At 74.2% G+C, this 25,839-nt stretch carries 25 protein-coding genes; 13 read left to right on the top strand and 12 right to left on the bottom strand.

The window, feature by feature from the left end; genetic code table 11:
- The first annotated feature begins 50 nt into the window (after positions 1–50).
- The 4 genes from MJ876_RS07730 (at position 51) to MJ876_RS07715 (ending at position 4,997) form a co-directional block, all read left to right on the top strand.
- Complete coding sequence (locus tag MJ876_RS07730; RefSeq protein WP_240235684.1) at positions 51–1,844, top strand: biotin carboxylase N-terminal domain-containing protein; 1,794 nt, start codon at positions 51–53, stop codon at positions 1,842–1,844.
- A gap of 284 nt (positions 1,845–2,128) precedes the next feature.
- Positions 2,129–3,118, top strand: a complete 990-nt coding sequence (locus MJ876_RS07725) for an LLM class F420-dependent oxidoreductase (protein ID WP_240235683.1) — start codon at positions 2,129–2,131, stop codon at positions 3,116–3,118.
- 188 nt (positions 3,119–3,306) lie between these two features.
- Positions 3,307–3,447: a hypothetical protein gene (locus tag MJ876_RS07720; protein WP_240235682.1), complete on the top strand. Its 141-nt coding sequence runs from the start codon at positions 3,307–3,309 to the stop codon at positions 3,445–3,447.
- A gap of 92 nt (positions 3,448–3,539) precedes the next feature.
- Positions 3,540–4,997 (top strand): calcium-binding protein, encoded by a 1,458-nt coding sequence (locus MJ876_RS07715; RefSeq protein ID WP_240235681.1) that lies wholly within the window; start codon positions 3,540–3,542, stop codon positions 4,995–4,997.
- 9 nt (positions 4,998–5,006) lie between these two features.
- Here the strand turns inward: MJ876_RS07715 and MJ876_RS07710 are convergent, their stop codons facing one another.
- Complete coding sequence (locus MJ876_RS07710; protein ID WP_240235680.1) at positions 5,007–5,552, bottom strand: type II toxin-antitoxin system PemK/MazF family toxin; 546 nt, start codon at positions 5,550–5,552, stop codon at positions 5,007–5,009.
- 70 nt (positions 5,553–5,622) lie between these two features.
- Between MJ876_RS07710 and MJ876_RS07705 the strand changes: the two genes are divergently transcribed.
- Positions 5,623–9,003, top strand: a complete 3,381-nt coding sequence (locus tag MJ876_RS07705; RefSeq protein ID WP_240235679.1) for a pyruvate carboxylase — start codon at positions 5,623–5,625, stop codon at positions 9,001–9,003.
- A gap of 107 nt (positions 9,004–9,110) precedes the next feature.
- Here the strand turns inward: MJ876_RS07705 and mftR are convergent, their stop codons facing one another.
- Positions 9,111–9,689: a mycofactocin system transcriptional regulator gene (gene mftR / locus MJ876_RS07700; protein WP_240235677.1), complete on the bottom strand. Its 579-nt coding sequence runs from the start codon at positions 9,687–9,689 to the stop codon at positions 9,111–9,113.
- A 106-nt stretch (positions 9,690–9,795) separates the two neighbouring features.
- Between mftR and mftD the strand changes: the two genes are divergently transcribed.
- The gene (gene mftD / locus MJ876_RS07695; RefSeq protein ID WP_240235675.1) at positions 9,796–11,034 is read left to right on the top strand and encodes a pre-mycofactocin synthase MftD; all 1,239 of its coding nucleotides are present in this window, start codon (positions 9,796–9,798) and stop codon (positions 11,032–11,034) included.
- A gap of 6 nt (positions 11,035–11,040) precedes the next feature.
- Here the strand turns inward: mftD and MJ876_RS07690 are convergent, their stop codons facing one another.
- Positions 11,041–12,192, bottom strand: coding sequence for a SpoIID/LytB domain-containing protein (locus tag MJ876_RS07690; protein ID WP_240235673.1), 1,152 nt, complete (start codon positions 12,190–12,192; stop codon positions 11,041–11,043).
- Positions 12,193–12,284: 92 nt separating this feature from the next.
- Between MJ876_RS07690 and MJ876_RS07685 the strand changes: the two genes are divergently transcribed.
- From MJ876_RS07685 to MJ876_RS07675, 3 genes are read left to right on the top strand one after another with little or no spacing between them, the layout of a single operon-like run.
- The gene (locus MJ876_RS07685; protein ID WP_240235671.1) at positions 12,285–13,109 is read left to right on the top strand and encodes a hypothetical protein; all 825 of its coding nucleotides are present in this window, start codon (positions 12,285–12,287) and stop codon (positions 13,107–13,109) included.
- A gap of 43 nt (positions 13,110–13,152) precedes the next feature.
- Positions 13,153–14,145, top strand: a complete 993-nt coding sequence (locus MJ876_RS07680) for a TIGR01777 family oxidoreductase (RefSeq protein WP_240235669.1) — start codon at positions 13,153–13,155, stop codon at positions 14,143–14,145.
- A 26-nt stretch (positions 14,146–14,171) separates the two neighbouring features.
- The gene (locus MJ876_RS07675) at positions 14,172–15,200 is read left to right on the top strand and encodes an Atu2307/SP_0267 family LLM class monooxygenase (RefSeq protein WP_240235667.1); all 1,029 of its coding nucleotides are present in this window, start codon (positions 14,172–14,174) and stop codon (positions 15,198–15,200) included.
- 15 nt (positions 15,201–15,215) lie between these two features.
- Here MJ876_RS07675 and MJ876_RS07670 read toward each other — a convergent pair whose 3' ends face one another.
- The gene (locus tag MJ876_RS07670; RefSeq protein WP_240235665.1) at positions 15,216–15,545 is read right to left on the bottom strand and encodes a hypothetical protein; all 330 of its coding nucleotides are present in this window, start codon (positions 15,543–15,545) and stop codon (positions 15,216–15,218) included.
- Between the two features lie 29 nt (positions 15,546–15,574).
- Complete coding sequence (locus tag MJ876_RS07665; protein ID WP_240235664.1) at positions 15,575–16,126, bottom strand: TetR/AcrR family transcriptional regulator; 552 nt, start codon at positions 16,124–16,126, stop codon at positions 15,575–15,577.
- 35 nt (positions 16,127–16,161) lie between these two features.
- On the opposite strand from MJ876_RS07665, the gene MJ876_RS07660 reads away from it, so the two are divergent.
- Positions 16,162–17,130 (top strand): DMT family transporter, encoded by a 969-nt coding sequence (locus MJ876_RS07660; RefSeq protein WP_240235662.1) that lies wholly within the window; start codon positions 16,162–16,164, stop codon positions 17,128–17,130.
- On the opposite strand, the gene MJ876_RS07655 is transcribed toward MJ876_RS07660, so the two are convergent.
- The 3 genes from MJ876_RS07655 to MJ876_RS07645 all read right to left on the bottom strand — a co-directional run bounded on the left by MJ876_RS07655 (position 17,081) and on the right by MJ876_RS07645 (position 19,950).
- Entirely contained in the window at positions 17,081–17,743 is a 663-nt protein-coding gene (locus MJ876_RS07655) for a bifunctional 2-polyprenyl-6-hydroxyphenol methylase/3-demethylubiquinol 3-O-methyltransferase UbiG (RefSeq protein WP_240235661.1), read from the bottom strand. The two genes, MJ876_RS07660 and MJ876_RS07655, sit on opposite strands and share 50 nt — an antisense overlap.
- Before the next feature lie 294 nt (positions 17,744–18,037).
- The gene (locus MJ876_RS07650; RefSeq protein WP_240235660.1) at positions 18,038–18,550 is read right to left on the bottom strand and encodes a metallophosphoesterase; all 513 of its coding nucleotides are present in this window, start codon (positions 18,548–18,550) and stop codon (positions 18,038–18,040) included.
- Positions 18,551–18,579: 29 nt separating this feature from the next.
- Entirely contained in the window at positions 18,580–19,950 is a 1,371-nt protein-coding gene (locus MJ876_RS07645; protein ID WP_240235659.1) for an HNH endonuclease signature motif containing protein, read from the bottom strand.
- Between the two features lie 139 nt (positions 19,951–20,089).
- Between MJ876_RS07645 and MJ876_RS07640 the strand changes: the two genes are divergently transcribed.
- Positions 20,090–20,605, top strand: a complete 516-nt coding sequence (locus MJ876_RS07640) for a SigE family RNA polymerase sigma factor (RefSeq protein WP_240235658.1) — start codon at positions 20,090–20,092, stop codon at positions 20,603–20,605.
- Positions 20,602–21,543, top strand: a complete 942-nt coding sequence (locus MJ876_RS07635; RefSeq protein ID WP_240235657.1) for a hypothetical protein — start codon at positions 20,602–20,604, stop codon at positions 21,541–21,543. Before MJ876_RS07640 ends, MJ876_RS07635 begins: the two co-directional genes overlap by 4 nt.
- On the opposite strand, the gene MJ876_RS07630 is transcribed toward MJ876_RS07635, so the two are convergent.
- Genes MJ876_RS07630 through MJ876_RS07615 form a run of 4 tightly spaced genes read right to left on the bottom strand, consistent with a single transcriptional unit; the run spans position 21,544 to position 25,047 of the window.
- Positions 21,544–23,265 carry a sodium:proton antiporter gene (locus tag MJ876_RS07630; protein ID WP_240235655.1) on the bottom strand — a complete coding sequence of 574 codons (1,722 nt, stop codon included), beginning with the start codon at positions 23,263–23,265 and terminating at the stop codon, positions 21,544–21,546. It abuts the gene before it with no gap.
- A gap of 10 nt (positions 23,266–23,275) precedes the next feature.
- The gene (locus MJ876_RS07625) at positions 23,276–23,758 is read right to left on the bottom strand and encodes a hypothetical protein (RefSeq protein WP_240235654.1); all 483 of its coding nucleotides are present in this window, start codon (positions 23,756–23,758) and stop codon (positions 23,276–23,278) included.
- A 45-nt stretch (positions 23,759–23,803) separates the two neighbouring features.
- Positions 23,804–24,568: a hypothetical protein gene (locus tag MJ876_RS07620; protein WP_240235653.1), complete on the bottom strand. Its 765-nt coding sequence runs from the start codon at positions 24,566–24,568 to the stop codon at positions 23,804–23,806.
- A complete protein-coding gene (locus MJ876_RS07615; protein WP_240235652.1) occupies positions 24,565–25,047 on the bottom strand; it encodes a SigE family RNA polymerase sigma factor in 483 nt (160 codons plus the stop codon). Before MJ876_RS07615 ends, MJ876_RS07620 begins: the two co-directional genes overlap by 4 nt.
- A 109-nt stretch (positions 25,048–25,156) precedes the next feature.
- On the opposite strand from MJ876_RS07615, the gene MJ876_RS07610 reads away from it, so the two are divergent.
- Positions 25,157–25,732, top strand: coding sequence for a dihydrofolate reductase family protein (locus tag MJ876_RS07610; protein WP_240235651.1), 576 nt, complete (start codon positions 25,157–25,159; stop codon positions 25,730–25,732).
- The last annotated feature ends 107 nt before the right edge of the window (positions 25,733–25,839 follow it).

Raw genomic sequence — 25,839 nt, 5'->3', positions numbered from 1 at the left:
GGACACCCCGGGGCGCTACGCTGCCGCGCAGTCGTCGAAGGAGCCGTTCAGTGCCCGAGGTCGTCCCCCTCCAGAAGGTCCTCATCGCGAATCGCGGCGAGATCGCCGTCCGCGTCATCCGCGCCTGCCGCGACGCCGGCATCGGCTCGGTCGCCGTGTACGCCGACCCCGACCGCGACGCCGTCCACGTGCGGGTCGCGGACGAGGCGTACTCGCTGGGGGGCTCGACGCCGGCGGAGTCCTACCTCGACATCGAGAAGATCGTGAGGGTCGCGAAGGAGTCCGGCGCCGACTCCGTCCACCCGGGTTACGGCTTCCTCGCCGAGAACGCCGACTTCGCGACCGCGGTCATCGACGCCGGGCTGGTCTGGATCGGGCCCCCGCCGTCCGCGATCGAGAACCTGGGCGACAAGGTCAAGGCCCGTCACATCGCCGAGAAGGTCGGCGCCCCGCTGGCGCCGGGCACCAAGGACCCGCTCGACGGCCCCGACGAGGCCGTGGCCTTCGCCGAGGAGCACGGCCTGCCGATCGCCATCAAGGCGGCCTTCGGTGGCGGCGGGCGCGGCCTCAAGGTCGCCCGCGAGATGAAGGAGGTCGCCAGCGCCTTCGAGTCCGCCGTCCGGGAGGCCGAGGGCGCGTTCGGCCGGGGCGAGTGCTTCGTCGAGAAGTTCCTCGACCGCCCCCGCCACGTCGAGACCCAGTGCCTGGCCGACCAGCACGGCAACGTCGTCGTGGTGTCGACCCGCGACTGCTCGCTGCAGCGCCGCCACCAGAAGCTCGTCGAGGAGGCACCCGCGCCGTTCCTCACCGAGGACCAGGTGACCCGGCTGTACGAGTCGTCGAAGGCGATCCTGCGGGAGGCCGGGTACGTCGGCGCCGGCACCTGCGAGTTCCTCGTCGCCCAGGACGGCACCATCTCCTTCCTCGAGGTCAACACCCGCCTCCAGGTGGAGCACTGCGTCTCCGAGGAGGTCACCGGCATCGACCTCGTCCGCGAGATGTTCCGCGTCGCCGCCGGCGAGGAGCTCGGGTACGACGACCCCGAGGTCCGCGGCCACTCCATCGAGTTCCGCATCAACGCCGAGGACGGCGGCCGCAACTTCCTGCCCGCCCCCGGCACGCTGACCCGCTGGAGCCCGCCGCAGGGCCCCGGCGTCCGCATCGACGGCGGCTACGAGAACGGCGAGACGGTCCCGGGCAGCTTCGACTCCCTCATCGCCAAGCTCATCGTCACCGGCCGCGACCGCACCCAGGCGCTCGAGCGCTCCCGCCGCGCGCTGGCGGAGTTCGACGTCGACGGCATGCCCACCGTCATCCCGTTCCACCGCGCGATCGTCACCGACCCGGCGTACGTCGGGGCCTCGACGCCGTCCGGCGAGGGCGACTTCACCGTCTACACGACCTGGATCGAGACGGACTTCGACAACCAGATCGAGCCCTACTCCGGCGGCGCGGCGGACGACGAGGACGAGGGTGCCGGCGAGCGCCAGCGCGTCACCGTCGAGGTCGGCGGACGCCGCCTCGAGGTGAGCCTCCCCGCGGGCCTCGCCCTCGGTGGCGGTGGCGCCGCGGGCGGCGCGGCCCCCGCGAAGCGCAAGCGCAAGAAGGCCGGCGGCGGCGCGGCCGCCTCCGGCGACGCCGTCACCTCCCCCATGCAGGGCACGGTCGTGAAGGTCGTCGTCTCCGAGGGCGACGAGGTGGCCGAGGGCGACACCGTCGTGGTCATCGAGGCCATGAAGATGGAGCAGTCGCTCACGGCCCACAAGGCCGGCACCGTCACGGGCCTGCAGGCCGAGGTCGGCGCGACGCTGAGCAACGGTGCGGTGGTCTGCGAGATCAAGTAGCCGCGACTCCGACGGAGGAGGAGTCGCGACGCTACGCAGGTCGAGCGAGCGCGCGACCGAGGCACGAGGTCGCGATCGCGGGTCGAGACCCGGTGAGCCGACCGACGGGCTGCTGGGTCGCCGTACCCACGACTATCGCGGTCGTCGGCATCTGCCGCGGAACTGTGGCGCCTCGGACCCCCGCCCATGCCTTGTGAACAAGCCGTAACTCCGCGTTACATGGCCCGGTGGGCTCCGAGCCAGGCGGATCGGCGATCGCGCCCCCCAGCGGGTACGACGGGGGCATGACGCGCTTCGGCTACACCCTCATGACCGAGCAGAGCGGCCCCAAGGACCTCGTGCGCCACGCGGTGGCCGCGGAGCGGGCAGGGTTCGACTTCGAGGTCTCCTCCGACCACTACTTCCCCTGGCTGTCGGCGCAGGGGCACGCCCCGTACGCCTGGACGGTCCTCGGCGCGGTCGCCCACGCGACCGAGCGGGTGGACCTCATGACCTACGTGACGTGCCCGACGCTGCGCTACCACCCCGCCGTGGTCGCGCAGAAGGCCGCGACGCTGCAGCTGCTCGCCGACGGCCGGTTCACCCTCGGGCTGGGCTCGGGCGAGAACCTCAACGAGCACGTCGTCGGGGAGGGGTGGCCGGCGCTGGACGAGCGGCAGGACATGCTCGTCGAGGCCATCGAGATCATCCGCGCCCTGCACACCGGCGAGCTGACGACCTGGGCCGGCGAGCACTACCGCGTCGACTCCGCCCGCATCTGGGACCTCCCGGACGGCGGGGTCCCGATCGGTGTCGCGGTCGGCGGCGGCAAGGCGGTCGAGCGGTTCGGGCCGCTGGCCGACCACCTCATCGCGACCGAGCCGAGCAGCGACCTCGTCGAGTCCTGGAACGCCGTGGACGGCGCCCCGAGCATCGGGAACGGCGGCGCGAGGGCGATCGGCCAGATCCCGATCTGCTGGGACCCCGACCGCGACCGCGCGGTCGAGCGGGCCCACGAGCAGTTCCGCTGGTTTGCCGGCGGCTGGTCGGTCAACGCCGACCTGCCCACCACCGCCGGGTTCGCGGGCGCGACCCAGTTCGTCCGCCCCGAGGACGTCGCCGAGAACATCCCCTGCGGCCCCGACCTCGACGCCATCGTCGAGGCCGTGAGGCCGTTCTGGGAGAACGGGTTCACCGACGTCGCGCTGGTCCAGGTCGGCGACGAGGGCGTCGACCCGTTCTTCGAGCACGCGGCCGAGCCGCTGCTGGAGAAGCTGAGGTCCGCGGCGGGCTGAGACCCCGTCCGCTCCCTGCGGCCCGCGCCGCGACCCCGGTCGCGACGCGGGCCGTAGCCGTCTGCAAGGGGCAGCACGCCGACTGTCAGGGCGTTGCAAGCCGGGGCGAGCAGAGTCGGTCCCGAGGCCGCACCGGGCGGCCTCCCGGGACTCGGGCCGGACCTGCAGCACGGCACAGGAGAACCGCCATGTCCCCCTCGAACCTCCCCACCCACGTCGCGCTCCGCCTCGCCGAGCACGAGCACGCCCTGCGCTCCGGCGACCGCCACCACGCCGTGCACGCCGCCGACCGGCGGGCCAGGTCACGCCGCCGGTGGCTCCGGCCCTGAGCCGACGGCCCGTCCCACTCCCTCGACACCACCGCCCCCGCCCAGCGCGGGGGCGGTGGCACGTCCGCCCTCCCACCACCCCAGGAGCAGCCATGCCCAGCACCCGACTCCCGCGGTCGCGGCGGTACGCCGTCCTCGCGGCCGCCGCCCTCCTCCCCGCCCTGCTCACCGCGGCTCCCTCCCTCGCCGCCGCCGCCCGCGACGACGCCGGCGCGCACCAGGCGGTCACCGCCGGCCGCGCCGCCCCCACCTGCTTCGGCCAGCGGGCCACGATCGTCGCCAAGCCCCGCGGCGGCGTCCTGCACGGCACCCCCGACGACGACGTCATCGTCGGCTCCTCCCGGCGCGACGTCGTGCGGCCCCAGGGCGGTCACGACCGCATCTGCCTCGGCGGCGGCGACGACGGGGTGCGGGTCCTCGAGGCCGGCTGGGTCGACGGCGGTGCCGGGAACGACGAGCTGCGCGGCAGCGTCGCCCCCGACACCCTGCGCGGCGGCCCCGGCAAGGACCGCCTCTACGCCGACGGTGGCGACGACGTCGCCGTCGACGGAGGAGGGGGCAAGGACTTCGTCGACGGCGGCCCCGGCGTCGACCGCCTCGACGGCGGCACCGGGGACGACACGATGTACAGCGGTCCCGACGGCGGCCAGAACGCCCTCGTCGACGGCCAGGAGGGCGAGGACCTCCTCTTCGCCCAGGACGGCGGCATCCTCGTCCTCGGCGGACCCGACGACGACACCATCCAGCTGGGCGTGGGCGAGGGCTCGACCGCCCGCGGCGAGGACGGCGACGACACGATCACCGGCAGCCGCTTCGCCGACCTCATCGACGGCGGCGACGACGACGACACCATCCAGGCGGGCGGCGGTGACGACGTCGGGGTGACCGGGGGACGGGGGAAGGACGTCGTGAGCGGCGGCGCCGGTGACGACCGCCTCCAGGGCGGCCCGGACGCCGACGTCTGCGACGGCGGCCCCGACGACGACACCTGCGATGGCGGCTCGCCCGGGACCCGGGGCAACAGCCCCACGGACCCCGACCGCTGCACCGCGGAGGAGCTGATCTCCTGCCGGGGCGCCGAGCCGCTCCACTTCACCGGGACGGCGTCGGGGACCCGGACCGCCGGCGGCGTCGTCGAGACGTGGACGGCCACCTTCCTGACCAGCCCCTTCATGGGCGACGACAGCCCGATCTCCCAGGGCCCCGCGACCATCACGTGGCGCATCTCCGGCACGGGCACCGGCAACGGCTGCACCTACGAGGGCAGCGACTCCTTCGAGGGTCTCGCCTCGATCGTCGTGTACGGCGAGCCGTTGAACCAGTACGGCGTCGAGATCCGGCCCGGTGGCCACGCCGCCGACGTCGAGGTCGACTGCCCCCTCACCCCGCCGGAGACCGAGTCGTACTGGGTCCTCAACGGCGGTGTCGGCCAGGACCTGCAGGAGCTCCCCGCCGACCCCACGGTGCTGATCGGGACCGAGAGCTACGAGTTCGACAACTACCCCGGCGTGTTCGACGACTGGCGGTGGAACGCTCGCAGGACCGGCTGACGCCCGCGACTAGACGGTGCCGAGCTCCCGCGCCCGCGCGACGACGACGTCGTACACCGGGCGCGGGAGCGCCGCGCCCTCCCGCCGGATCGCGCCCGCGTCGAGCACGACGAGCCGGTCGAGCCGCACCTCGCTCGGCCGGCGCCGGCTGTCCCACGCCCCGGTGCCGACGTCCATCCAGTGCCGTCCCCAGCGGGCCTCGTCGGCGGCGTCGCGGTCGTGGTCCTTCGACGTCAGGTAGAGCCCGAGCCAGCGGCCGTCACGCTCGCCGAGCAGCAGCACCGGGCGGTCCTTGCCCTGCGAGGGGTCGTCCTCGTACGGCACGTAGCCCCACACCACCTCACCCGGGTCGGGCTGACCGTCGACCTCTGGGGCGTAGGAGACCCCGCCGTCGTGCGCCGGCCGGGTCGCCCGGGCGGGCGGGCGGGACGTGCGGCGCGGGCCACCCTGGCCCGCGGTGCGGGACTGCGCGGCGCGGATGCCCTTGCGCACCAGGGGCGCGACGGTCGGGCCGTGGGTCCGGGCGAGCCGGAGGGCGCGGTCGAGCAGGCTCATGGTCCGCCAGCGTACGACCGCCGGCGGACGGCGGCGGGGCGGAGTGTCGGGGACCACTAGCCTGCGGGCCATGTTCACCAAGGTGCTCGTGGCCAACCGCGGCGAGATCGCCATCCGGGCGTTCCGGGCGGCGTACGAGCTGGGCGCCCGCACGGTCGCGGTCTTCCCCCACGAGGACCGCTGGTCCGAGCACCGGCTGAAGGCCGACGAGGCCTACGAGATCGGCCGGCGCGGCCACCCGGTGCGGGCCTACCTGGACCCCGACGCGATCGTGGAGGTCGCCGTCCGCTCCGGTGCCGACGCCGTCTACCCCGGCTACGGCTTCCTGTCGGAGAACCCGCGCCTGGCCGAGGCCTGCGCCGAGGCGGGCATCACCTTCGTGGGTCCCACCTCCGAGGTGCTGACCCTGACCGGCAACAAGGCTCGCGCCATCGCCGCCGCGAGGGCCGCGGGCGTCCCGGTGCTGCGCAGCGTCGACCCCACCGACGACGCCGACGCCCTGATCGAGGCCGCGCGCGAGCTGCCCTACCCGCTGTTCGTAAAGGCCGTCGCCGGCGGCGGCGGGCGCGGCATGCGCCGGGTCGAGGCCGAGGCCGACCTGCGCGAGGCGGTCGAGACCTGCATGCGCGAGGCGGACGGCGCCTTCGGCGACCCCACCGTCTTCATCGAGCAGGCCGTCACCGAGCCGCGCCACATCGAGGTGCAGGTCCTGGCCGACGGCACCGGGGAGGTCATGCACCTCTTCGAGCGCGACTGCTCGGTGCAGCGGCGCCACCAGAAGGTCGTCGAGATCGCGCCCGCGCCCCACCTCGACCCGGCGCTGCGCGAGCGGATGTGCGGCGACGCCGTCCGCTTCGCCCGCGAGATCGGCTACCGCAACGCCGGCACCGTCGAGTTCCTGCTGGACCCCGACGGCGAGTACGTCTTCATCGAGATGAACCCCCGCATCCAGGTCGAGCACACGGTGACCGAGGAGGTCACCGACGTCGACCTCGTGCAGTCGCAGCTGCGGATCGCCTCCGGCGAGACGCTCGCCGACCTCGGCCTGTCGCAGGACACCGTCTCGCTGCGCGGCGCCGCCCTGCAGTGCCGCATCACCACCGAGGACCCGGCGAACAGCTTCCGCCCCGACACCGGCCGGATCACCACCTACCGCTCCCCCGGTGGCGGCGGCGTGCGCCTGGACGGCGGGACGACGTACACCGGCGCGGAGGTCTCCGCCCACTTCGACTCGATGCTCACCAAGCTCACCTGCCGCGGACGGACCTTCGAGACCGCGGTCGCCAAGGCCCGGCGGGCGGTGGCGGAGTTCCGGATCCGGGGCGTCGCGACGAACATCGCCTTCCTCCAAGCGCTCCTGGACGACCCCGACTTCGCGGCCGGGCGGGTGACGACGTCCTTCATCGAGACCCACCAGCACCTGCTCACCGCCCGCTCGTCGGGCGACCGCGGCACGAAGCTGCTGACCTACCTCGCCGACGTCACCGTGAACCAGCCGCACGGCCCGGCCCCGGTGAGCGTCGACCCCGTCTCGAAGCTGCCGGACCTCGACCTGTCCGTGCCCGCGCCCGACGGCAGCCGCCAGCAGCTGCTCGCGCTCGGGCCGGAGGGGTTCGCCGCCGCGCTGCGCGCCCAGGACAGGGTCGCGGTCACCGACACCACGTTCCGCGACGCGCACCAGAGCCTGCTGGCGACTCGCGTCCGCACCCGCGACCTGCTCCGCGTCGCCGGCCACGTCGCCCGCTCCACGCCCCAGCTGTGGAGCGTCGAGGCCTGGGGCGGCGCGACGTACGACGTGGCGCTGCGCTTCCTCGCCGAGGACCCGTGGGAGCGGCTCGCCGCGCTGCGCCAGGCGATGCCGAACCTGTGCCTGCAGATGCTGCTGCGGGGACGCAACACCGTCGGCTACACCCCGTACCCGCGCTCGGTCACCGACGCCTTCGTCGAGGAGGCCGCCGCGACCGGCATCGACGTCTTCCGCGTCTTCGACGCCCTCAACGACGTCGAGCAGATGCGGCCGGCGATCGACGCCGTCCGCGCCACCGGCACGGCGGTCGCCGAGGTCGCGCTCTGCTACACCGGTGACCTCTCGGACCCCGGCGAGCGGCTCTACACGCTCGACTACTACCTCGGCCTGGCCGAGCAGATCGTCGACGCCGGCGCCCACGTCCTGGCCATCAAGGACATGGCGGGACTGCTCCGGGCGCCCGCGGCGCGGACGCTGGTCACGGCGCTGCGCGAGCGGTTCGACCTGCCGGTGCACCTGCACACCCACGACACCCCCGGCGGGCAGCTCGCGACGCTGACCGCCGCGATCGACGCGGGCGTCGACGCCGTGGACGCCGCCTGCGCCGCCATGGCGGGGACGACGTCCCAGCCCGCGCTGTCGGCGCTGATCTCGGCGACGGACCACAGCGGTCGCGAGACGGGCCTCGACCTCGCCGCGGTCAACGCGCTCGAGCCGTACTGGGAGGCCGTGCGCCGCGTCTACGCGCCGTTCGAGTCCGGCCTCGCCTCCCCCACCGGGCGCGTCTACCGCCACGAGATCCCCGGCGGGCAGCTCTCCAACCTCCGCCAGCAGGCGGTCGCGCTGGGCCTGGGCGAGAAGTTCGAGCAGATCGAGGACATGTACGCCGCGGCGAACGACATCCTCGGCAACGTCGTGAAGGTGACGCCGTCCTCGAAGGTGGTGGGCGACCTCGCGCTGCACCTCGTCGCCGTCGGCGCGGACCCCGAGGAGTTCGCCGCGGACCCGGCCGAGTTCGACATCCCCGACTCCGTCATCGGCTTCCTGCACGGCGAGCTCGGCGACCCGCCCGGCGGCTGGCCCGAGCCGTTCCGCAGCCGCGCCCTGGAGGGCCGGACCTGGCAGCCGAAGGAGGAGGAGCTGACCGACGAGCAGGCCGAGGCGCTCGCCTCGACCCGCCGCCGCGACACGCTCAACGAGCTGCTCTTCCCCGGCCCGACGGCGGCGTTCCGCGACGCGCGGTCGACGTACGGCGACACCTCGGTCATCGACACCCGCGACTACCTCTACGGCCTGCGCCAGGGCGAGGAGCACGAGGTCGAGCTCGAGGAGGGCGTCACGCTGCTGATGGGTCTGCAGGCGGTCTCCGAGCCCGACGAGCGCGGCGTCCGCACCGTCATGTGCACGCTCAACGGCCAGCTGCGGCCCGTCGGCGTCCGCGACCGCAGCGTGCAGGCCGACACCGCCGCCGCCGAGAAGGCCGACGCGAGCGACCCGGGCCACGTCGCCGCGCCCTTCCAGGGCGTCGTGACCGTCGTCGTCGCCGAGGGCGACGAGGTCGACGACGGCCAGACCGTCGCGACGATCGAGGCGATGAAGATGGAGGCCTCCATCACCGCGCCCCGCGCCGGCACCGTCCGGCGCGTCGCGCTCGCCGGCACCGCCACCGTCGACGGCGGCGACCTGGTGCTGGTGCTCGGCTGAGGGCCTCCTGAGCCGACGGCACCCCACGTCGGTCGAGCTGCTCGAGACCCGTCGGTCGGCACGGTCTCGACAAGCTCGACCAACGGTAGTGAGGGTCGGCTGAGACCTCAGGGGGCCAGGTGGTCGCGCAACCCCGTCATGGCCTCGTCGACGAGGCCGGGCAGCGACGCCGTGGTGTCGTCCAGCCACCGCTCGTACGCCGCGAGGCTGAGCGCGAGGCTGACGTGACCGACGGTGCGCGGCAGGAGCGCGTCGGGGGTCGCGCCCGTACGGCGGGCGACGTACGCCGCGATGACCGCGCGCCACTGCGCGTAGCGCAGCACGGAGTGGGCCTGGAGCGCGGGCGTGCCGAGGATGAGGCGCATGCGCTGCTCGTGGGGCGGGTCGGCGTCGAGGGGGAAGTCGTTGAAGTCGACGACCGCGCGGTGCACCGCCCGCCACAGCGGCACGTCGTCCGGGGTCGCGGCGAGGCCGGCGGCGAAGCCGCCGAGGGTGTCGTCGAAGGCGCCCCAGCAGATGTCGTTCTTCGAGGGGAAGTAGCGGAACAGCGTCCGGCGCCCCACCCCGACCTCGCTGGCGATGAGCTCCATGGGCGTGGCGTCGAAGCCGCGCTCGGCGAACAGCCGGAACGCGGTGGTCTCGATGGCGGCGTGGGTGGTGGCGCTGGGGCGGCCGGGACCGGCCATGTGCACCTCCTACCCGGTCGGACGGTTCCGTTGTGGCCCACAGTGCCATAACGTGGGTGGTCCACGTCACACCCGACCGACCCCTATCCGATCCGGCGAGGCACCCATGACGAAGAAGCCCGACTGGCTCCAGAACCCCTGGAAGCAGAACCCCTGGTTCGAGTCCGTGGCCGTGGCCCAGCAGCGGGCACGCAAGCGGCTGCCCGCTCCCGTGTACGGCGCCCTGGTCGCCGGCTCCGAGCGCGGCCAGACCATCGACGACAACCAGCGCGCGTTCACCGAGATCCAGTTCGCGCCGCACGTGGCCGGCCACCAGGCCGAGCGGGCGATGGCGACCACGGTGATGGGCCAGGACGTGTCGCTGCCGGTGCTCATCAGCCCCACCGGCGTCCAGGCCGTCCACCCGGACGGGGAGGTCGCGGTCGCCCGCGCGGCCGCCTCCCGGGGCACCGTGATGGGGCTGTCGAACTTCGCCTCGAAGTCGGTCGAGGAGGTCTGCGCGGTCAACGACCGGACCTTCTTCCAGATGTACTGGACCGGCCAGCGCGACGTCATGGTCCAGCGCATGGAGCGCGCGCACGCCGCCGGCGCGAAGGGGCTCATCGCCACCCTCGACTGGTCCTTCTCGATGGGCCGGGACTGGGGCAGCCCGGAGATCCCCGAGAAGGTGGACCTCAAGACGATGGTGCGGATGGCGCCCCAGGTGGCCACGAAGCCTCGCTGGCTGTGGGAGTTCGGGCGGACGGGGCAGATCCCCGACCTGCGCGCGCCCAACCTGGCCCCGCCGGACGGCGGCGAGGCCCCGACCTTCTTCGGCGCCTACTACGAGTGGATGACCACCACCCCGCCGACCTGGGACGACGTCGACTGGATGCGCGAGACGTGGGCCCAGATCAGCGGGGGCCGCCCCTTCATGCTCAAGGGCGTGTGCCGCGTGGACGACGCCAAGCGCGCCGTCGACGCCGGCGTCGCGGCCATCTCGGTCTCCAACCACGGCGGCAACAACCTCGACGGGACGCCGGCCACGATCCGCGTCCTGCACCCCATCGCGGAGGCCGTCGGCGACCAGGTCGAGGTGCTCATGGACGGCGGCATCCGCCGCGGCTCCGACGTGGTCAAGGCCCTCGCGCTCGGCGCCCGCGCCGTGATGATCGGCCGCGCCTACCTGTGGGGGCTCGCGGCGAACGGCGAGGAGGGCGTCGGCAACGTGCTCGACGTGCTCCGCTCCGGGATCGACTCGGCGCTGCTCGGGCTCGGGCTGTCGTCGATCGACCAGCTCACCCCGGACGTCGTCGAGGTGCCCGAGGGCTTCATGCGCCCCCTGGGGGTGCCAGCCCGCACCTGAAGGGGGTCAGCCGACCCGGAACCAGTGCGACTTCAGGCCCAGGGCGAACCGGAAGTCCGGCCCGCTCACGGTCGTCGACCCGCGTGAGCCCGTGATCCGGACGGTGACGGCACGTCCACCCCACTCGCCGTGGCCGTCGCGCCTGGTCACCCGGACACCGCGCAGGTCGCCGACGCCGGGCCAGCGGGCCTCGACGGTCGAGGCCGCCACCCGGACCGACCAGTCGTGGTTCGGGTTGCCCGACCACCCGTCGTACGGGTCGCGACGGGCCTTCAGGTAGGGCTGGGAGCCCGGCGCCGAGAAGCCGCCGTTGGACGAGGAGAACTGGGTGAAGGCGGGCCGGCCGCCGGACGTGCGGATGCGGCCGGCGGTGTCCTCGACGGCGGCGTTGGTGGAGGCGGCCTCGGCGCCGAAGCCGCCGTACACCTGGCTGGCGACGGTGTCGTACACGTCGAAGTGGGCGGCGCGCGGGTTGCGGCGCTCCCAGGCGGCATAGCTGCGGGCGGCGACGGCCTGCGCGCGCAGCGCCTGCGGGTGCCAGGACGACGGCATCTCGGTCGGCACCACGCCCTTCAGGTAGTTGTCGATCCCGAGCACGTTGACCGTGTCCCCGGCCGCCAGCCGCAGGGCCCCGCGGTAGCGCCGGACCCCGGACGGCGTGTGCAGCGCGAGGACCGCGCCCCGCGCGTCGAGCTCGCCCCGGCCGTCGAGCCGGGTGAAGAAGCGCCACTGGCGGGCGTCGCGGAACCCGACGAGGGTCTCGCCCGAGCCGTTGGTCTTCAGCCGCCACAGCCGCGCCCCGTTGTCGCGCAGCGCGCGGGTGCGCCCGTTCGCCAGGTCCCGCACCCGCAGCCCGCGGCGCGGCTCGACGACGACGTCGCCGCCGCCGTCCGACGAGATCTGCACCCGGATGCGGCCGTCGGTGCGGCCGGGCTTCGTGCCCGGGTAGTAGAAGGCCACGATCCGGCCGTACGACAGGCCCTGTCGAGCCGCTCCGTAGGCGCCGTACTGCGACATCCCGATGCCGTGGCCGTACCCGTGCCCGGTCAGCGTGATCGGTTCGACCGAGGCCCGGGCGGGCTGGGCGCCGACGACGGTCGCGGCGACGAGGGCGGCCGAGAGCAGGAGCGGCGTGAGCATCCGGACGGTGAGTCGCATGACCACAAGAGCACCATGCGTCACACCAGTCACACCAGAGTTCTGACATAACTACATGCCTGTACTTCACAGACGGTCCGTAGACTCAGGACATGGAGCTCCTCATCCTGCTTCTCGTGCTCGCCGCGGCGTTCGGCGGCATCGCCTACGTGTCCGGCCGTCGGGCCACCCAGAAGCGCGAGCTCGAGGCCGCCGAGTCGTTCCGCAAGGTCCGCGTGCCGGTCGACGAGGACGTCACCCGCTTCGGCGAGGAGCTGTCCGACCTGCACATCGAGACGCTCACCGACGAGCTCGACACCGCGATGCGTCAGGACTACCAGCGCGCGCTCGACTCCTACGAGCAGGCCAAGCAGCTGCTGAAGGACGCCCAGCAGGCCGACGACCTGAAGGCGGTCACGACCGCGCTCGAGGACGGCCGCTACGCGATGGCGTGCGTGCTGGCCCGTCGCGACGGCCGCGAGCTCCCGACCCGCCGTCCGCCGTGCTTCTTCAACCCGAACCACGGTCCCGCCGACCGCGACATCAACTGGGCCCCGCCCGGTGGCGTGGAGCGCGAGGTGCCGGTCTGCGCCGCGGACGCCGACCGGGTCCGCCAGGGTGCCGAGCCCGACGTCCGCAAGGTCCGCGACGGCAACCGGATGGTGCCCTACTACGAGGCCGGGCCGGCGTACGGCGCGTACGCGCAGGGCTACTTCGGAGGCTTCGTCATGAGCGGCATCCTGCCCGCCATGTTCCTGACCTCGATGATGATGCCGTACGGCGGCTTCGACTCCGGCTACGGCGACGGGGGCGACATGGGCGGCGGCGACGTCGGCGGCGGTGACGGCGGTGACGGCGGCGGCGACTGGGGCGGCATGGACGCCTCGGGCAGCGCCGACGCCGGCGGGGGCTTCGACTTCGGCGGCTTCGACTTCTGAGCCGACGCTCCCGCGGACGCCGTCCGGTGGGAGGCTCGGAGTCGTGAAGTACGTCCTCCCCGGTGGCACCGGCCAGGTCGGCGGCCACCTGCGGCGCGCCCTCGTCGCCTCCGGCCACGACGTCGTCGTCCTCAGCCGACACCCCGAGACGCTCGAGCCCGGCGTGCGTCACGTCGTCTGGGACGGTCGCACCCTCGGACCCTGGGCCGGCGAGGTCGACGGCGCCGACGTCGTGGTCAACCTCGCCGGACGCACGGTGAGCTGTCGCTACACCGACCGCAACCTGCGCCAGATGATGGACTCGCGCGTCGGGTCGACACGCGTCGTCGGCGAGGCGATCGCCCGGGCCGCGGACCCGCCGGCGGTGTGGCTGCAGATGAGCACCGCCACCATCTACGCCGACGCGCGCTCCCGGCCGGGCGAGCCCGCCCACGACGAGGCGACCGGCGTCATCGGTGGGGAGGAGCACGACGTCCCGCTCTACTGGGAGTACTCCGTACGCATCGCCCGGCGCTGGGAGGAGACGCAGGCGGCGGCGAGCACGCCCCGGACCCGGCGGGTCGCGCTGCGCGCGGCCATGGTGATGACGCCCGACCGCGGCGGGGTCTTCGACTACCTGCTCGGCTTCGCCCGGCTGGGTCTCGGCGGACCGGTCGCCGGCGGTCGTCAGTGGGTCTCGTGGCTGCACGGCGACGACCTCGTCCGCGCCGTCGAGTTCCTGGTGGCCCACGAGGAGATCGAGGGGCCGGTGAACCTGGCCGCCCCGGGGCCGGTGCGCCAGCGCGACCTGATGCGCACGCTGCGCCGCGCCTGGGGACGCCGGGTCGGCCTGCCCGCCACCCGGTTCATGGCCGAGGTCGGCGCGTTCGCCCTGCGGACCGACACCGAGCTGCTGCTCAAGAGCCGCCGCGTCGTCCCCGGGCGGCTGCTCGACGCGGGCTTCACCTTCACCCACCCCACCTGGGAGGGCGCGGCGGCCGACCTCGTCGCCGACGTCCGACGCCGCCGGTCGGCGGGCGCCTCCCGCCCGGAATAGACCCGTCCACGATTGGTTGACATGTCATGCACCTGGGAATCGACAGCTTCGTCGCCGCCGTCACCGACCCCGCCACCGAGCGCCTGATCGGTCCGCAGGAGCGCATGGCGCACCTGCTGGAGGAGATCGAGCTCGCCGACAGGGTCGGCCTGTACTCGTTCGGCATCGGCGAGCACCACCGGCGTGAGTACTACGACTCCGCTCCCCCGGTGATCCTCGGCGCCGCCGCCGCGCGGACCGAGCGGATCCGCCTCGGCAGCGCGGTCGCCGTCCTCAGCGCGACGGACCCGGTCCGGCTGTTCCAGCAGTTCGCGACCCTCGACCTCATCTCGGGGGGCCGGATGGACCTCGTCGTCGGGCGCGGCTCGTTCACCGAGGCGTTCCCGCTGTTCGGTCTCGACCTCGCCGACTACGACTCGCTCTTCACCGAGAAGCTCGAGCTCCTCCTGAAGATCCGCGACTCGGAGGAGGTCACCTGGTCCGGTCGGCACCGCCCGGCGATGACGAACCAGGCCGTCTACCCGAGGCCCGTGCAGGAGCAGCTGCCGATCTGGGTCGGCGTCGGCGGCACCCCGGAGTCGTTCGCCCGCGCCGGGCTGCTCGGCCTGCCCCTGATGATCGCGATCATCGGCGGCGAGCCCCGCCAGTTCGCGCCGCTCGTCGACCTCTACCGCCGCGCCGGCGCCCAGGCCGGGCACGACCCGTCCCGGCTCAAGGTGGGGTTGCACGTCTTCGGGTTCGTCGGCGAGTCGCACAAGCAGGCCGCCGACACCATCTACCCGGGCTGGCACGAGATGTTCGCGAAGATCTCCGCCGAGCGCGGCTTCCGGCAGCCCAGCCGACTGCAGTTCGACAACACCGCCGGGCCGGACGGCGCGTTCTTCCTCGGCGACCCGACCGAGGTCGCGGACAAGATCCGTCGCGTCTCGGAGCAGCTGGGCGGCGTCGACCGCCTGTCGATCCAGATGACGAACCCGCGCCTCGCGCACGACGACCTGCTGCGCGGCATCGAGCTGCTCGGCACCGAGGTCGCCCCGCTCGTCGCCGACGTCTGAGCCGGCCCCGGGCCCTCACCGGCGCGGCGGCGGACCCTGCCACGGCGCGGGGGCCGCTGCGACCGGCCGCTGGGGGCCTGGGACGTTGACCGACGCCACGGCGAGGAGCGCCCCGGAGACGAGGAAGCCCGCCCCGGCCAGGGCGAGCACGACCTGGCCGCCCGCCTCCTCGGTGCCGGTGCAGCTCTGCGTGCTGCCCCCGCCCCCGCCGGGGACCGGCACCGTCGTGCACTCCTCGCTGGTCTCGGTGTCGTAGTCCTCGTCGAGCTGGGACAGGCTCAGCAGCACGAGCACGAGGGCGACGGCGAGGAAGACCCCGCTGAGGGTGGCCAGGACGTACTTCATGCCGACACCGTTCCACCCCGTCGCTGGGGCTACACCTCGACCAGTCGGAGCGCGGCGTCCCGCGCGACCGCGAACGCGTCGGGGACGGCGCCCATCCCCGACGCCGAGAGCGCGCCCTCATGCAGCAGCATCACCGCGGGGGCGGCGTGGTCCCCGACGATGTCGGCGAACAACGCGAGCATCCACGCCTTCTCGCCCGTGATCACGGCGTAGGCCGGGTGGGCCGGGTCGGTGATCTCGGCGTGGGCGTTGATCATCCCGCAGCCACGCGGGCCGTCGCTGGCGGCCCAGGCGGCCGAGGCGTCGAAGACGGCCGAGAGGCGCGTCTCCGGGTCATCGCCGGCCGCCTCGAGGTGCTCCTCGAGCACCACGCGCCACCGGGCGGTGCGCCCCTCCAGGTAGGCGACCACCAGGCGGTCCTTCGACCCGAACCGGTCGTAGAGGGTCTTCTTCGTGACCCCGGCGCGCTCGGCGACCAGCTCGACGCCGACGGCGTGGATGCCGCGCGCGTAGAACAGCTCGTCCGCCGCGGCCAGGACCGCTCGCGCCTTCGGCGTCCACTCGATCTCCTGCAGGGTCATGGCGTCACTATACCGATCGGTGTACCTTGGTCCCCATGAGTAGACCGATCGGTATACCGACCCCCGTCGTCACCACGCTGCTCGGCGCGGCGTTCGTCGTCTCCTGGTCGTCGGGCTTCGTCGGTCCGGCGTGGGCGCTGGAGCAGGTCGGGGCGACGACGCTGCTGCTGTGGCGGTCGCTGCCGGCGGCCCTGCTGCTCGCACCGTTCCTGGTCCGGCACCTCGGTCGGGCCCGCCGCGGCGGCGGCACCGCCACCACCGGGCGGCACGTGCTGATCGGTCTGCTGTCCCAGGCGGTCTACCTGGGCGGCGTGTACGGCGCCCTCGCCCTCGGCGTGAACAGCGGGACGACCTCCCTGATGGACGGCGTGCAGCCGCTGGTCGTGGCCGCCCTCGCGGGCCCGCTGCTCGGGGTGGCGGTGGGCGTGCGGCAGTGGGGTGCGCTCGCCGTCGGTGCCGTCGGGGTCGGGCTGGTCGTGGCGGCGGACGCGTCCGCCGGGGGCAGCGCGCCCACCGCGGCGTACGCCGTGCCGCTGCTGGGCATGGCCGGCCTCGTCGCCGCGACGTTCCTGGAGCGACGCACCCCCGCGCCGGTGCCGCCGATGGAGCGCCTGGCGATCCACACGACGGCGTCCACCGTCGTCTTCGCCGTCGTCGCGCTCGCGGCGGGGGCCGTGGTCCCGCCCGCGACGCCGGTGTTCTGGTGGACGATCGCCTGGCTGGCCGCCGTGCCCACGCTGGCGGCGTACGGCCTCTACTGGTGGCTGCTCGAGCGCAACGGCGTGACGACGGTCAACGCCCTGATGTTCCTGGTGCCGCCGGTGACCACCGTGTGGGCTGCGGCGGCGTTCGGCGAGCCCGTCACCGCACTCACGGTCGCCGGGCTCACGCTCGCGCTCGGCGCGACGTGGGTGGTGGCCCGCGACGACGCCGCCTCGGCGCCGCCGGCGCCGGTCACGCCCGTCGACGCGCCAGCAGGGTCGCGTCCTCGATCTCGTGCGTGACGCCGTCGCGCACGGCGGTGCGGGGCCGCTCCTCGGCGACGACGACCTCGAAGTCCTCGGGCAGCGACCCCACGAGGTCGGCGGCGTGCCACATCGCGTTCGCGCGGCGCTCGTCGAGCTGGGTGAACACCGGCGACGGGGCGTGCCCGACGACCAGCAGGTGCCCCCCGGGCGCCACCGCGGTGGCGAGGCGCGCGGCCACGTCCACCATGCCGGCCTCCGGCGGGTGCAGGAAGTGGGTAGTGACCAGGTCCCAGGTGCGCCCGCCGGCGTCGAAGGACCGGGCGTCGACCTGCCACCAGTCGCAGGCCTCGGCGACTCCGGCCCGCTCGGCGTGCGCCGCGGCCCGGGCGAGACCGTTGGCGGCGAAGTCGGCCCCCGTGACGCGCCAGCCGCGGCGGGCGAGCCACACGACGTCACCCCCCTCGCCGCAGCCGACGTCGAGGGCCGTGCCCGGCGACAGGCGGGCGGCCTCGGCCACGAGCTGCGGGTTGGCGTCACCGCTCCAGATCGTGGCGTCCCCGGCGTACCGGTCCTCCCAGCCCGCAGGCTCGAAGAAGTCGGTGTCGGTGTCGGTGTCGTGGCTCGGCTGCGTGCCGTGGTCGTGGCTCATGGCTCCACCCTGGGCCCGCCCGCCGATGGTCGCAAACCTTGTTGCCGTCTCGGCAAGCCCTGATGTCTGGAGCGAGAGGGACGCCGCGGCGTCCGCTCCCGGAGCCGGTCTCCGCCAAGGCCGATCCCGCCTGACGAGCGAGGACGACGAGCACGACCCCGACATGGACCCGTTCGCAGTCGCGGTCGCCATGGCGGAGGTGTTCACCGGACTGCGCGTCTCCCAGGACGACCTGGCCGCCCTCGTCGACGGCGATCGGTGGCATGCCGTCCCGTTCTCCTGGAGCGTCGTACCTCAGCCCGCACGTGTCGGCAGGCGGTGCAGCACGACCGCGCCGAGCGTGCCGTCGTCCACGGTGAGGGTCATGTAGGTGCAGTGCGGCTGACGCCGACGGTCGGTCGGGGACCCCGGGTTCAGCAGACGCAACCCGGTGTCCGTGCTGGTGTCCCAGGGGATGTGGCTGTGCCCGAAGACCAGCACGTCCAGGTCCGGGTAGGCCGCCGAGCACCGCCTCTCGCGGCCGGACTTGTCCCCCGTCTCGTGCACGACCCCGAGCCGGACCCCCTCGAGCTCGACCCGGGCGACCTCGGGGAGGCGCTCCCGCAGCACGCCGTGGTCGTTGTTGCCGAACACCCCCACCAGACGACGGGACCGCGCTTCGAGCTCGTCGAGCAGCGCGACGTCCACCCAGTCCCCCGCGTGCACGACGACGTCGGCACGCTCGACCTCCTCCCAGAGCTGCGCCGGCAGGTCGCGGGCGCGCTTCGGCAGGTGCGTGTCGGCCATGAGCAGCAGCTGCGTCGCCATGACCCCAGTCAACCGGTGGGTGCCGACCCTCAGCACCTGCGGTGGAAGGTGGCGGTGTCGTCGGGGTGCCAGCGGGTCTCGTACTTCGGGTCGTGGGTGCGGTGGTGGTGGTGGGGGCAGAGCAGGGCGCCGTCGTCGACGCTGGTGTGGCCGCCTTCGGCCCAGGCGTGGCGGTGGTGGGTCTCGCACCAGGCGGCGGGGACGTCGCAGCCGCGGGCTTGGCAGGTGGGGTGTTGCAGCTCGAGGGCGAGGCGTTGGGGTCCGGTGTGCAGGCGGCGGGTGCGGCCGAGGTGGAGGGTCTCGCCGTCGCCGGAGACGACCCAGCCGCGCACCCCGTGCAGGCAGCCCAGCCGGATGGCCTCGCCCACGGAGACGGGGGCGCCTCCTGTGGTGGTGCCGTAGCCGGTGTAGCCGTGCTCGGTGGCTTCCTGGCGGAGGGTCTCCTCGGTGATGGTGACCACGACGGTGACCGGGGAGCCGCCGTGCGTGGGGAGCCGGTCGGTCGCGAGGTTCTCTATCAGGGTGCAGAACGCCTGGCCGAGTCTTTGGGAGTCGGTGAGCCGCCGACCGTCGTGGACCGGGTCGCCGTCCTGTGCCGTCTCGCCCCACGGTCCCTCGTCGAAGGGGATGCCGCCGTCGAGGTGGCTACGGCGCGGGTTGGTCAGTGCGCGTAGGGCGTTGTCGAGGATGGAGGCGTGCAGCTCGGGGATCTCCCCGCGGAACCGCCGGGTGCCACGGCCGGTGCGGGACATCGAGAAGGTGGTCTCGCGGCGGGCTCGGCGTTCCTCGTCGGCGAGGCGCTTCGCCTCGAGACGCTCGGCGACGTCGGGGGCGACGGCCTCGAGCAGCCGCGCGCCGAGGGTGCGGATCTGGGGCGGCGTGAACTCACCGCAGTGACCGAGCATCACCAATTCGGCACGGCTCAGGGTGTCGGGGTCGAGGGCGTCGTCGCCGGTCCGCGGTAGCCGGTCGAGGGCCTCCACGGCGGCGCGGGCGTGGTCGGTGATGATCTCGCCCGCGGCCAGGGCAGCCGCAAGCCGCGGCCACCGGGTCAGTGCGGTGCCGAGCGTGGTGGCGGCGTGGAGCCGGTTGGCGCGGGTGTGCTGCTCGCCGCCGAGCCAGTCCGCCGCCGAACGGCAAGCCGTGTCGGCGGCGATCGAGTCGGCCCCGGAGCAGGCGGTCAGGGTCCGCATCAGCAGTGCGTCCAGGCTGGCCTGCGCACGACCCAACGAGGTCAGCAGCTCGCCCTGATCTGCCGGCGCGAGCCAGGACGGGTCGGAACCGGCGTCGATCGCCCCGTGCGCCGCCGCCAGGGCGGTGGTCAGCGACGAGGCAGCGGTGAGCAGCGGGTGCGCGCCGACGCCCCACCGACCCGCCTGCTGCTCGTCGTCCCTGACCATGATTCGAACATATGCTCGACCGCCGACACTGGCGAACGGCTCTCCACAGACGTCAGGACCCGGGTCTCCACCACTCAACCCCGCGGGGTTCACCCGCGTGGGGGTGAGGGACAGGGTGGGACACGGACGGGGGTGGGACGTGGGCGGGGACGTCGGGTTCGACGAGTTCGCCGCTGCGGCGTGGCCGCGGCTGCGGCGGTCGGCGTACCTGCTGTGCAGTGACGACCACCTCGCCGAGGACCTCGCCCAGACGGCCCTGGTGAGGACCTACGCCCGCTGGGGTCGCATCCGGCGGGGCGACGCGCTCGCCTACGCCCGCCGGGTGCTCGTCAACCACAACATCGACCGCTTCCGGCGCCGTCACGGCGTGACGGAGGTCGGGGGTGACGCCCTGCTCGCTGCCGACGACCTGCAGCGGGGCGACGACCCCGACACCGTCGCCGACCGCGACCACCTCGTCCGCCTGCTCGGCGACCTGAGCGTCAAGGAGCGCCGGGTCGTCGTCCTGCGCCACTACTTCGACCTCTCCGAGGCCGACACCGCCGCCGAGCTCGGGGTCTCCCGCGGCACCGTCAAGAGCACGCTGTCCCGCGCGCTCGTCAAGCTCCGGCTCGGCCTGGACGCCGAGCGCGACGACCTGAGGACCCGCCCATGACCGACCTCGCCGACCGCCTGGAGCGGGCGCTGCACGCCGGCTCCCCGGCTGCGCTGCCGGCCGACCGCCTGCGGGCCATCCGCAGCGAGGGTCGCCGCCGGCGTGCCCGCCAGCGCGCCCTCACGGTGACGGGTGCCGTGCTGGCCGTCGTCCTCGTCGGTGGCGTGCCCGCCGCCCTCGTGGCCGGGCAGGACGACTCCGCCCCTGCCCCGGCAGCGCCGTCGCCCTCCCGGTCGGAGGACCCGGAGGCCACCGACCAGCCGATCACGGCCTCCCCCGACCTGCCCGGCGACCTCGCCGCCCTCCAGGAGCGCATCCTCGCCGAGGTCCCGGGCGCGGTGCGGTCCTCCCCCACCCAGGTCGACCTGCCGGACCCGCGGGTCGCCGACCCCGACCTCCAGCCGCCCGCCTCGGGGTACGACCGGGTCGAGGGCGCCTTCGGCCTGGGTGTCGACCACTACGTCACCCCGTCCGGATTCGCCACCGACACCTTCCCGCGCTGGCTGTGGCGGGCCTGGACCGAGTTCCAGGACCGGGCGAACGCCGGGGACGCCGACCTCCGGGCACTCGCGGGCGGCGGGGTCCGGGTCGCCGCCGGGGAGTGGCGGATCGGCTGCGACCCCGGCGTGGCGATCGAGGGGTGCCGCCCCGTCCTGCTCAGCCGGTCGGGAGTCAGCTACGTCCTCGAGCGGCCGACGGGGCCGGGTGGGGTCGCGGTGACGCGACCGGACCAGTACGCCCGTGGTGGCGCCCCCAGCCTGGCGGTCGCCCTCGTCAGACGGGGCGACGTGACCAGCGCGCGGTTCGTGACGAGCGACGGCGAGTCCGTCGAGGGCGCGGTCGACACGACCCTCGCCCCGGGCCGTTCTATCGTCTGGGCTGCCGTCCCGGGCACGGTCGACACCGTCGTGGTGGACGGCGAGGATCCCGTGCGGTAGTCAGAGCCCCGGCTGCAGCCGCTGCTCCATGGTGTCCAGCATCGACTCGACCCGCCGGTAGGTCGCGGACGGGTAGGCACCGATCCGTCGCTCGGCGGCCAGTGCGTCGCGCATCGCGTCGAGGTAGATCCGCTGGACGCTGAGGCTCTGCTCGATCACCCCGGCCGGCGCCTCCCGCCGTTCGCGGACACCGGCGACGAGACGGGGCAGGATCCGCTCCTTCATCGTCGCGGCCACCTGCGGGTCGATCCTGTCGCCGTCGACCTCGAGGCTCTCGGGTGGGCCGACGGTCTCCAGCGCCGTCGTCCCGACCTGCCGCAGCAGGGCGTGGACGGCGTCCCGTTGGTCCTCGGCGCTCACCGCCTCCAGCCCGGTGCGACGGATGACCGCGGGCAGGGTCAGCCCGAAGGCCACCAGCGTGACCAGGGCGACGAGGAAGGCGGCGAGGACGATCGTCGCCCGCTGCGGGACGTCGTCCGGGATGGTCTGGACGGCCGCCACGGTCACGACCCCACGCATGCCCGCCCAGGCGATGACGAGGAGGCCACGCCCCGTGAGGGGCTCGCGCTCCTCGAAGGCGACGTCCGCGCGGCTCCGCGCGAGACGGTGCCGGGCCCACGAGACCCGCTTCTCCTGCCGCTCGGTCTCGGGGCTCAGTGCGTCGAGGTGCTCCTCGAACGCGTCGAACCGGTCGCGCAGCCGGCGGCGCTCCTCCCGGCGTCCACCCCGACGCCCCTGGAGGACGGGCCACGCGAGGCCCGCGAACCGCAGGACGACCAGCAGACCCAGCACGAGCACCACGAGCCCGGTCATCGCCCCGACCGTGGTCTCGCCACGGACGTCGTCCACGAGCTGCGGCAGCTGGTAGCCCATCGCGAGGAAGACGGCGGACTCCAGCACGAAGCTGACGGTGGTCCAGGTCGTGCCCTGGGTCTGGCGGTCCTCCGCGCTGAAGCGGTGGCTGCCCTGCGCACCGGTCACGAGCCCGGCGACCACCACCGCCAGCACCCCGGACGCCTCGAGCGACTCCGCGGGGAGGAAGGCCAGGAACGGGACGGCGAAGGAGATCGTCGTGTTCAGCACCGGGTCGTCGAGCCGCTGCCGCAGCCGGACGGTCAGGACGCCGACCACCCCACCGATCAGCCCGGCGCCGAGGACGGCCCAGCCGAACTCCACCGCCGTCGCCCCCAGAGAGAACTCCCCGGTGAGGGCGAGGACGGCGACCGCCGTGCGCAGCACCACCAGGGCGGAGGCGTCGTTGACGAGGCTCTCCCCCTCCAGCACGGTCATCACCCGCGGCGGGAGCCCGAGCCGTCGGCCGACGGCGGTCGCGGCGACGGCGTCGGTCGGGCTGACCACCGCCCCCAGCGCGATGCCCAGCGCGAGGGAGACGTCGGGGAAGACGAGGTGGACGGCGGCGCCGATCACCACCGCCTGGACGACCACCATCACCACCGACAGCCAGGTGATCAGGCCGAGGTTCCGGCGGACGTCGATGACGGGGAGGTTGACCGCCGAGGAGTACAGCAGCAGCGGCAGCACCCCCGTCAGCACGAGCTCCGGGTCGGGCCGGATGACCGGCGAGGCCGGCACGTAGCTGACCGCGATGCCGAGGCCGACCAGCAGCAGCGGGGCCGCCACGCCCGTGCGCCGGGAGAACACCGACGCGGCGATCATGATCGCGAGCGCCGCCCCGGCGACGAGCAGCAGCTGGTGGCTCATGCGACGGCGGTCAGCCGACCGCCAGGCCCCGCTCGTCGTGGACGACGTCCGGCCACGGCAGGCGGGCCTGCGCGAGCGTCCGCTCGACCTCGACGAGGACCTCCTCGGTCGCGCCGCGGATCTCGGCGGCGGCGTCGGCCCCCACCCGGTCGTCCAGGGTGGTCAGGAGCTCGCGGGTCCAGCCGACCGGGTCGGCGACCATGGACCGGTCGAACTCGCGGTCGCCCGGCTCGCCGTCGGACATCTGCGGGTGCCAGTGCATCCGGTCCGCCGCACCGGGCGCCGACTCCAGCAGGTCGACCCGGAGCACGGCAGGCTCGATCGTCATCGCGGGCGAGGAGTAGATGGACCCGGTCGTCGACCAGGTCACCGGGCGCACCTCGAGGCGGACGCCGCGCTCCCGGACGTCGGGCTCGCCCGCGAGCGCCGGGTCGGCGAAGTCGACGAGGGTGACGGTGACGGCGGTGTCGGTGAGGGTCCAGACGCGTTCCATGCCGTCCATCCTGGCCCCACCCGCCGACATTGGTCATCCGGCGGGTCAGTAGCCCCTCACCGTCGCCGCGACGACGTCGGCCAGGGCCTGCGTCGGGGCGCGGACGGTGACGAACCGGTCCCGGCACAGGTACGCGGCCCACCCGCCCCGGTCGTCCGGCCGGGCCGGGAACCGACCCGGGTCGCAGTCCGGCAGACCCGGCGACAGCAGGACCTCGACCCGGGGGTCGTCCGGCACCTGCACCGTGATCTCGCCGGAGGAGTCGGCGACCGTCTCGGTCTCCCAGCCGGTCACGTCGACGGCGGAGGTTCCGCCGGGGCGCGCGGAGGCTAGGACGCGCCGGACGGTCCTCGGCGAGTCGAGCACGTCGACCCACACCACGGTGTTCCCGACCAGCACCTGCCCGAACACGCTGTCGATGCCCGTGCGCACGCTGCCCGGGGGCCGCAGCCGGTCCCGCTCGCTCGCGGGGAAGGTAGTGACCCCACCCTCCGGGAAGTCCTCCGGCAGCTCCAGCTCGATCGGGTTCTCCCCGCCCTCCGTGAGCCGGACGTCGCGCCACCGGTCATCGGAGGTCTGGGGAGCCGACGACGAGTCGGACACCCCGACCTCGCCCCCGGTGCTGCCGATCAGGCGCGGCACGACCGCGACGAGCACCACCACCGCAGCGACCAGCACCCCGGTCGTCCAGGCGAGCGCCGTACGACGGGGTCGCCGGGCCCGCACCCGCACGGCCAGTCCGACTGCGGTCGGGGCGTCGGCAGCGGCGCGCTGCAGCGACTCCCGCAGGCGGGTCTCGAGGTCGGTCACCGGACGTCCTCCAGGGTCTCGACCCGCGCTCGCAGGACGGCGAGCCCGCGGGAGACCCGCGAGCGCACGGTCCCCTCGCGGACCCCGGTCAGGGCCGCGATCTCGGCGTACGACAGGTCCTCGTAGAAGCGCAGCACCACGGCCGCGCGCTGGTCGGCGGGCAGCGCCAGGCAGGCGCGCCACAGGTCGTCGTCGCGGAGTCTGGCCTCCTCGACGGCACGGTCACGCACCTGCTCGACCGGGGTCTCCCGCTTGCGCCACCGGCGCCACCACGAGGTGTGGGCGTTGACGACCATGCGCCGCACGTAGGCGTCGACGTCGTCCGCGGCGGCGATCCCTTCCCACCGGGGCAGGGCGCGGACGAGCACGTCCTGGACGACGTCCTCGGCGTCGGCCCGGCTGCCGGTGAGCAGGTAGGCCAGGCGCAGCAGCGCGTCGCCGCGCTGCGCGACCCACGCGTCGAAGTCCGGACCCGTCACACCCCTACGACGCGCGAGGGCCCGCATCTGTTGCGAGAGACGCGCCGATGAGTCCGGCGCGGTCGAGGGGTCGTCCCCGCTGCAGACCACCGCACCCTCGGGAGGACCCATGACCGCGACGTACACCGTCGACCTCTTCAGCAGCCTCGACGGCTACGGCTCCTACGCCCCGCCCGGCGACTGGGGCGGCTACTTCGGCAAGCAGGGCCCGGAGCTGCTGGCCCACCGCGAGCGCCTGTTCGACGGCGGCCCGCGCACGGTGTTCGGCGCGACGACGTTCCGGCAGTTCGTGGACATGCTGCGCGACGAGCGCCCGGAGGCCCTGGACGGCTGGGTCGCGCGGATGCGGTCCGCGCCCGCCACGGTCGTGTCGTCGACCCTCGACGGGCCGCAGGACTGGCCCGACGTCACCGTGGAGCGGGGTGACGCCGCGGAGGTCGTCGAGCGGCTCAAGGCGGAGTCGGACGTCCCCCTGCGCTCGCACGGCAGCCTGTCGCTGAACGGCTCCCTGCTGCGCGCCGGGCTCGTGGACCGTCTGCAGGTGACCGTCTTCCCCCTCGTGGCCGCCGCGACCGGCACCGATCCCGTGCTCGCGGCCGCCGGGGACCTCGACCTGGAGCTGCTCGAGACCCGCACCCTCGACGGCCGCACGCAGGAGCTCGTCTACCGGCCGCACGTGCGCTGAGCCGACCGACGACGTTGCGGGGCCGAACTGTGGTGGGGGGGGGGGGGGGGGGGGGGGGCGGGCCGGGCCCCCCCCCCCCCGCGGGGCGCGCCCCCCCCGGCGGGGGG

Source organism: Nocardioides sp. CFH 31398 (genome assembly GCF_022436705.1).
Classification (GTDB): Bacteria; Actinomycetota; Actinomycetes; order Propionibacteriales; family Nocardioidaceae; genus Nocardioides.
This window is presented reverse-complemented; position numbering and strand designations above follow the sequence as displayed.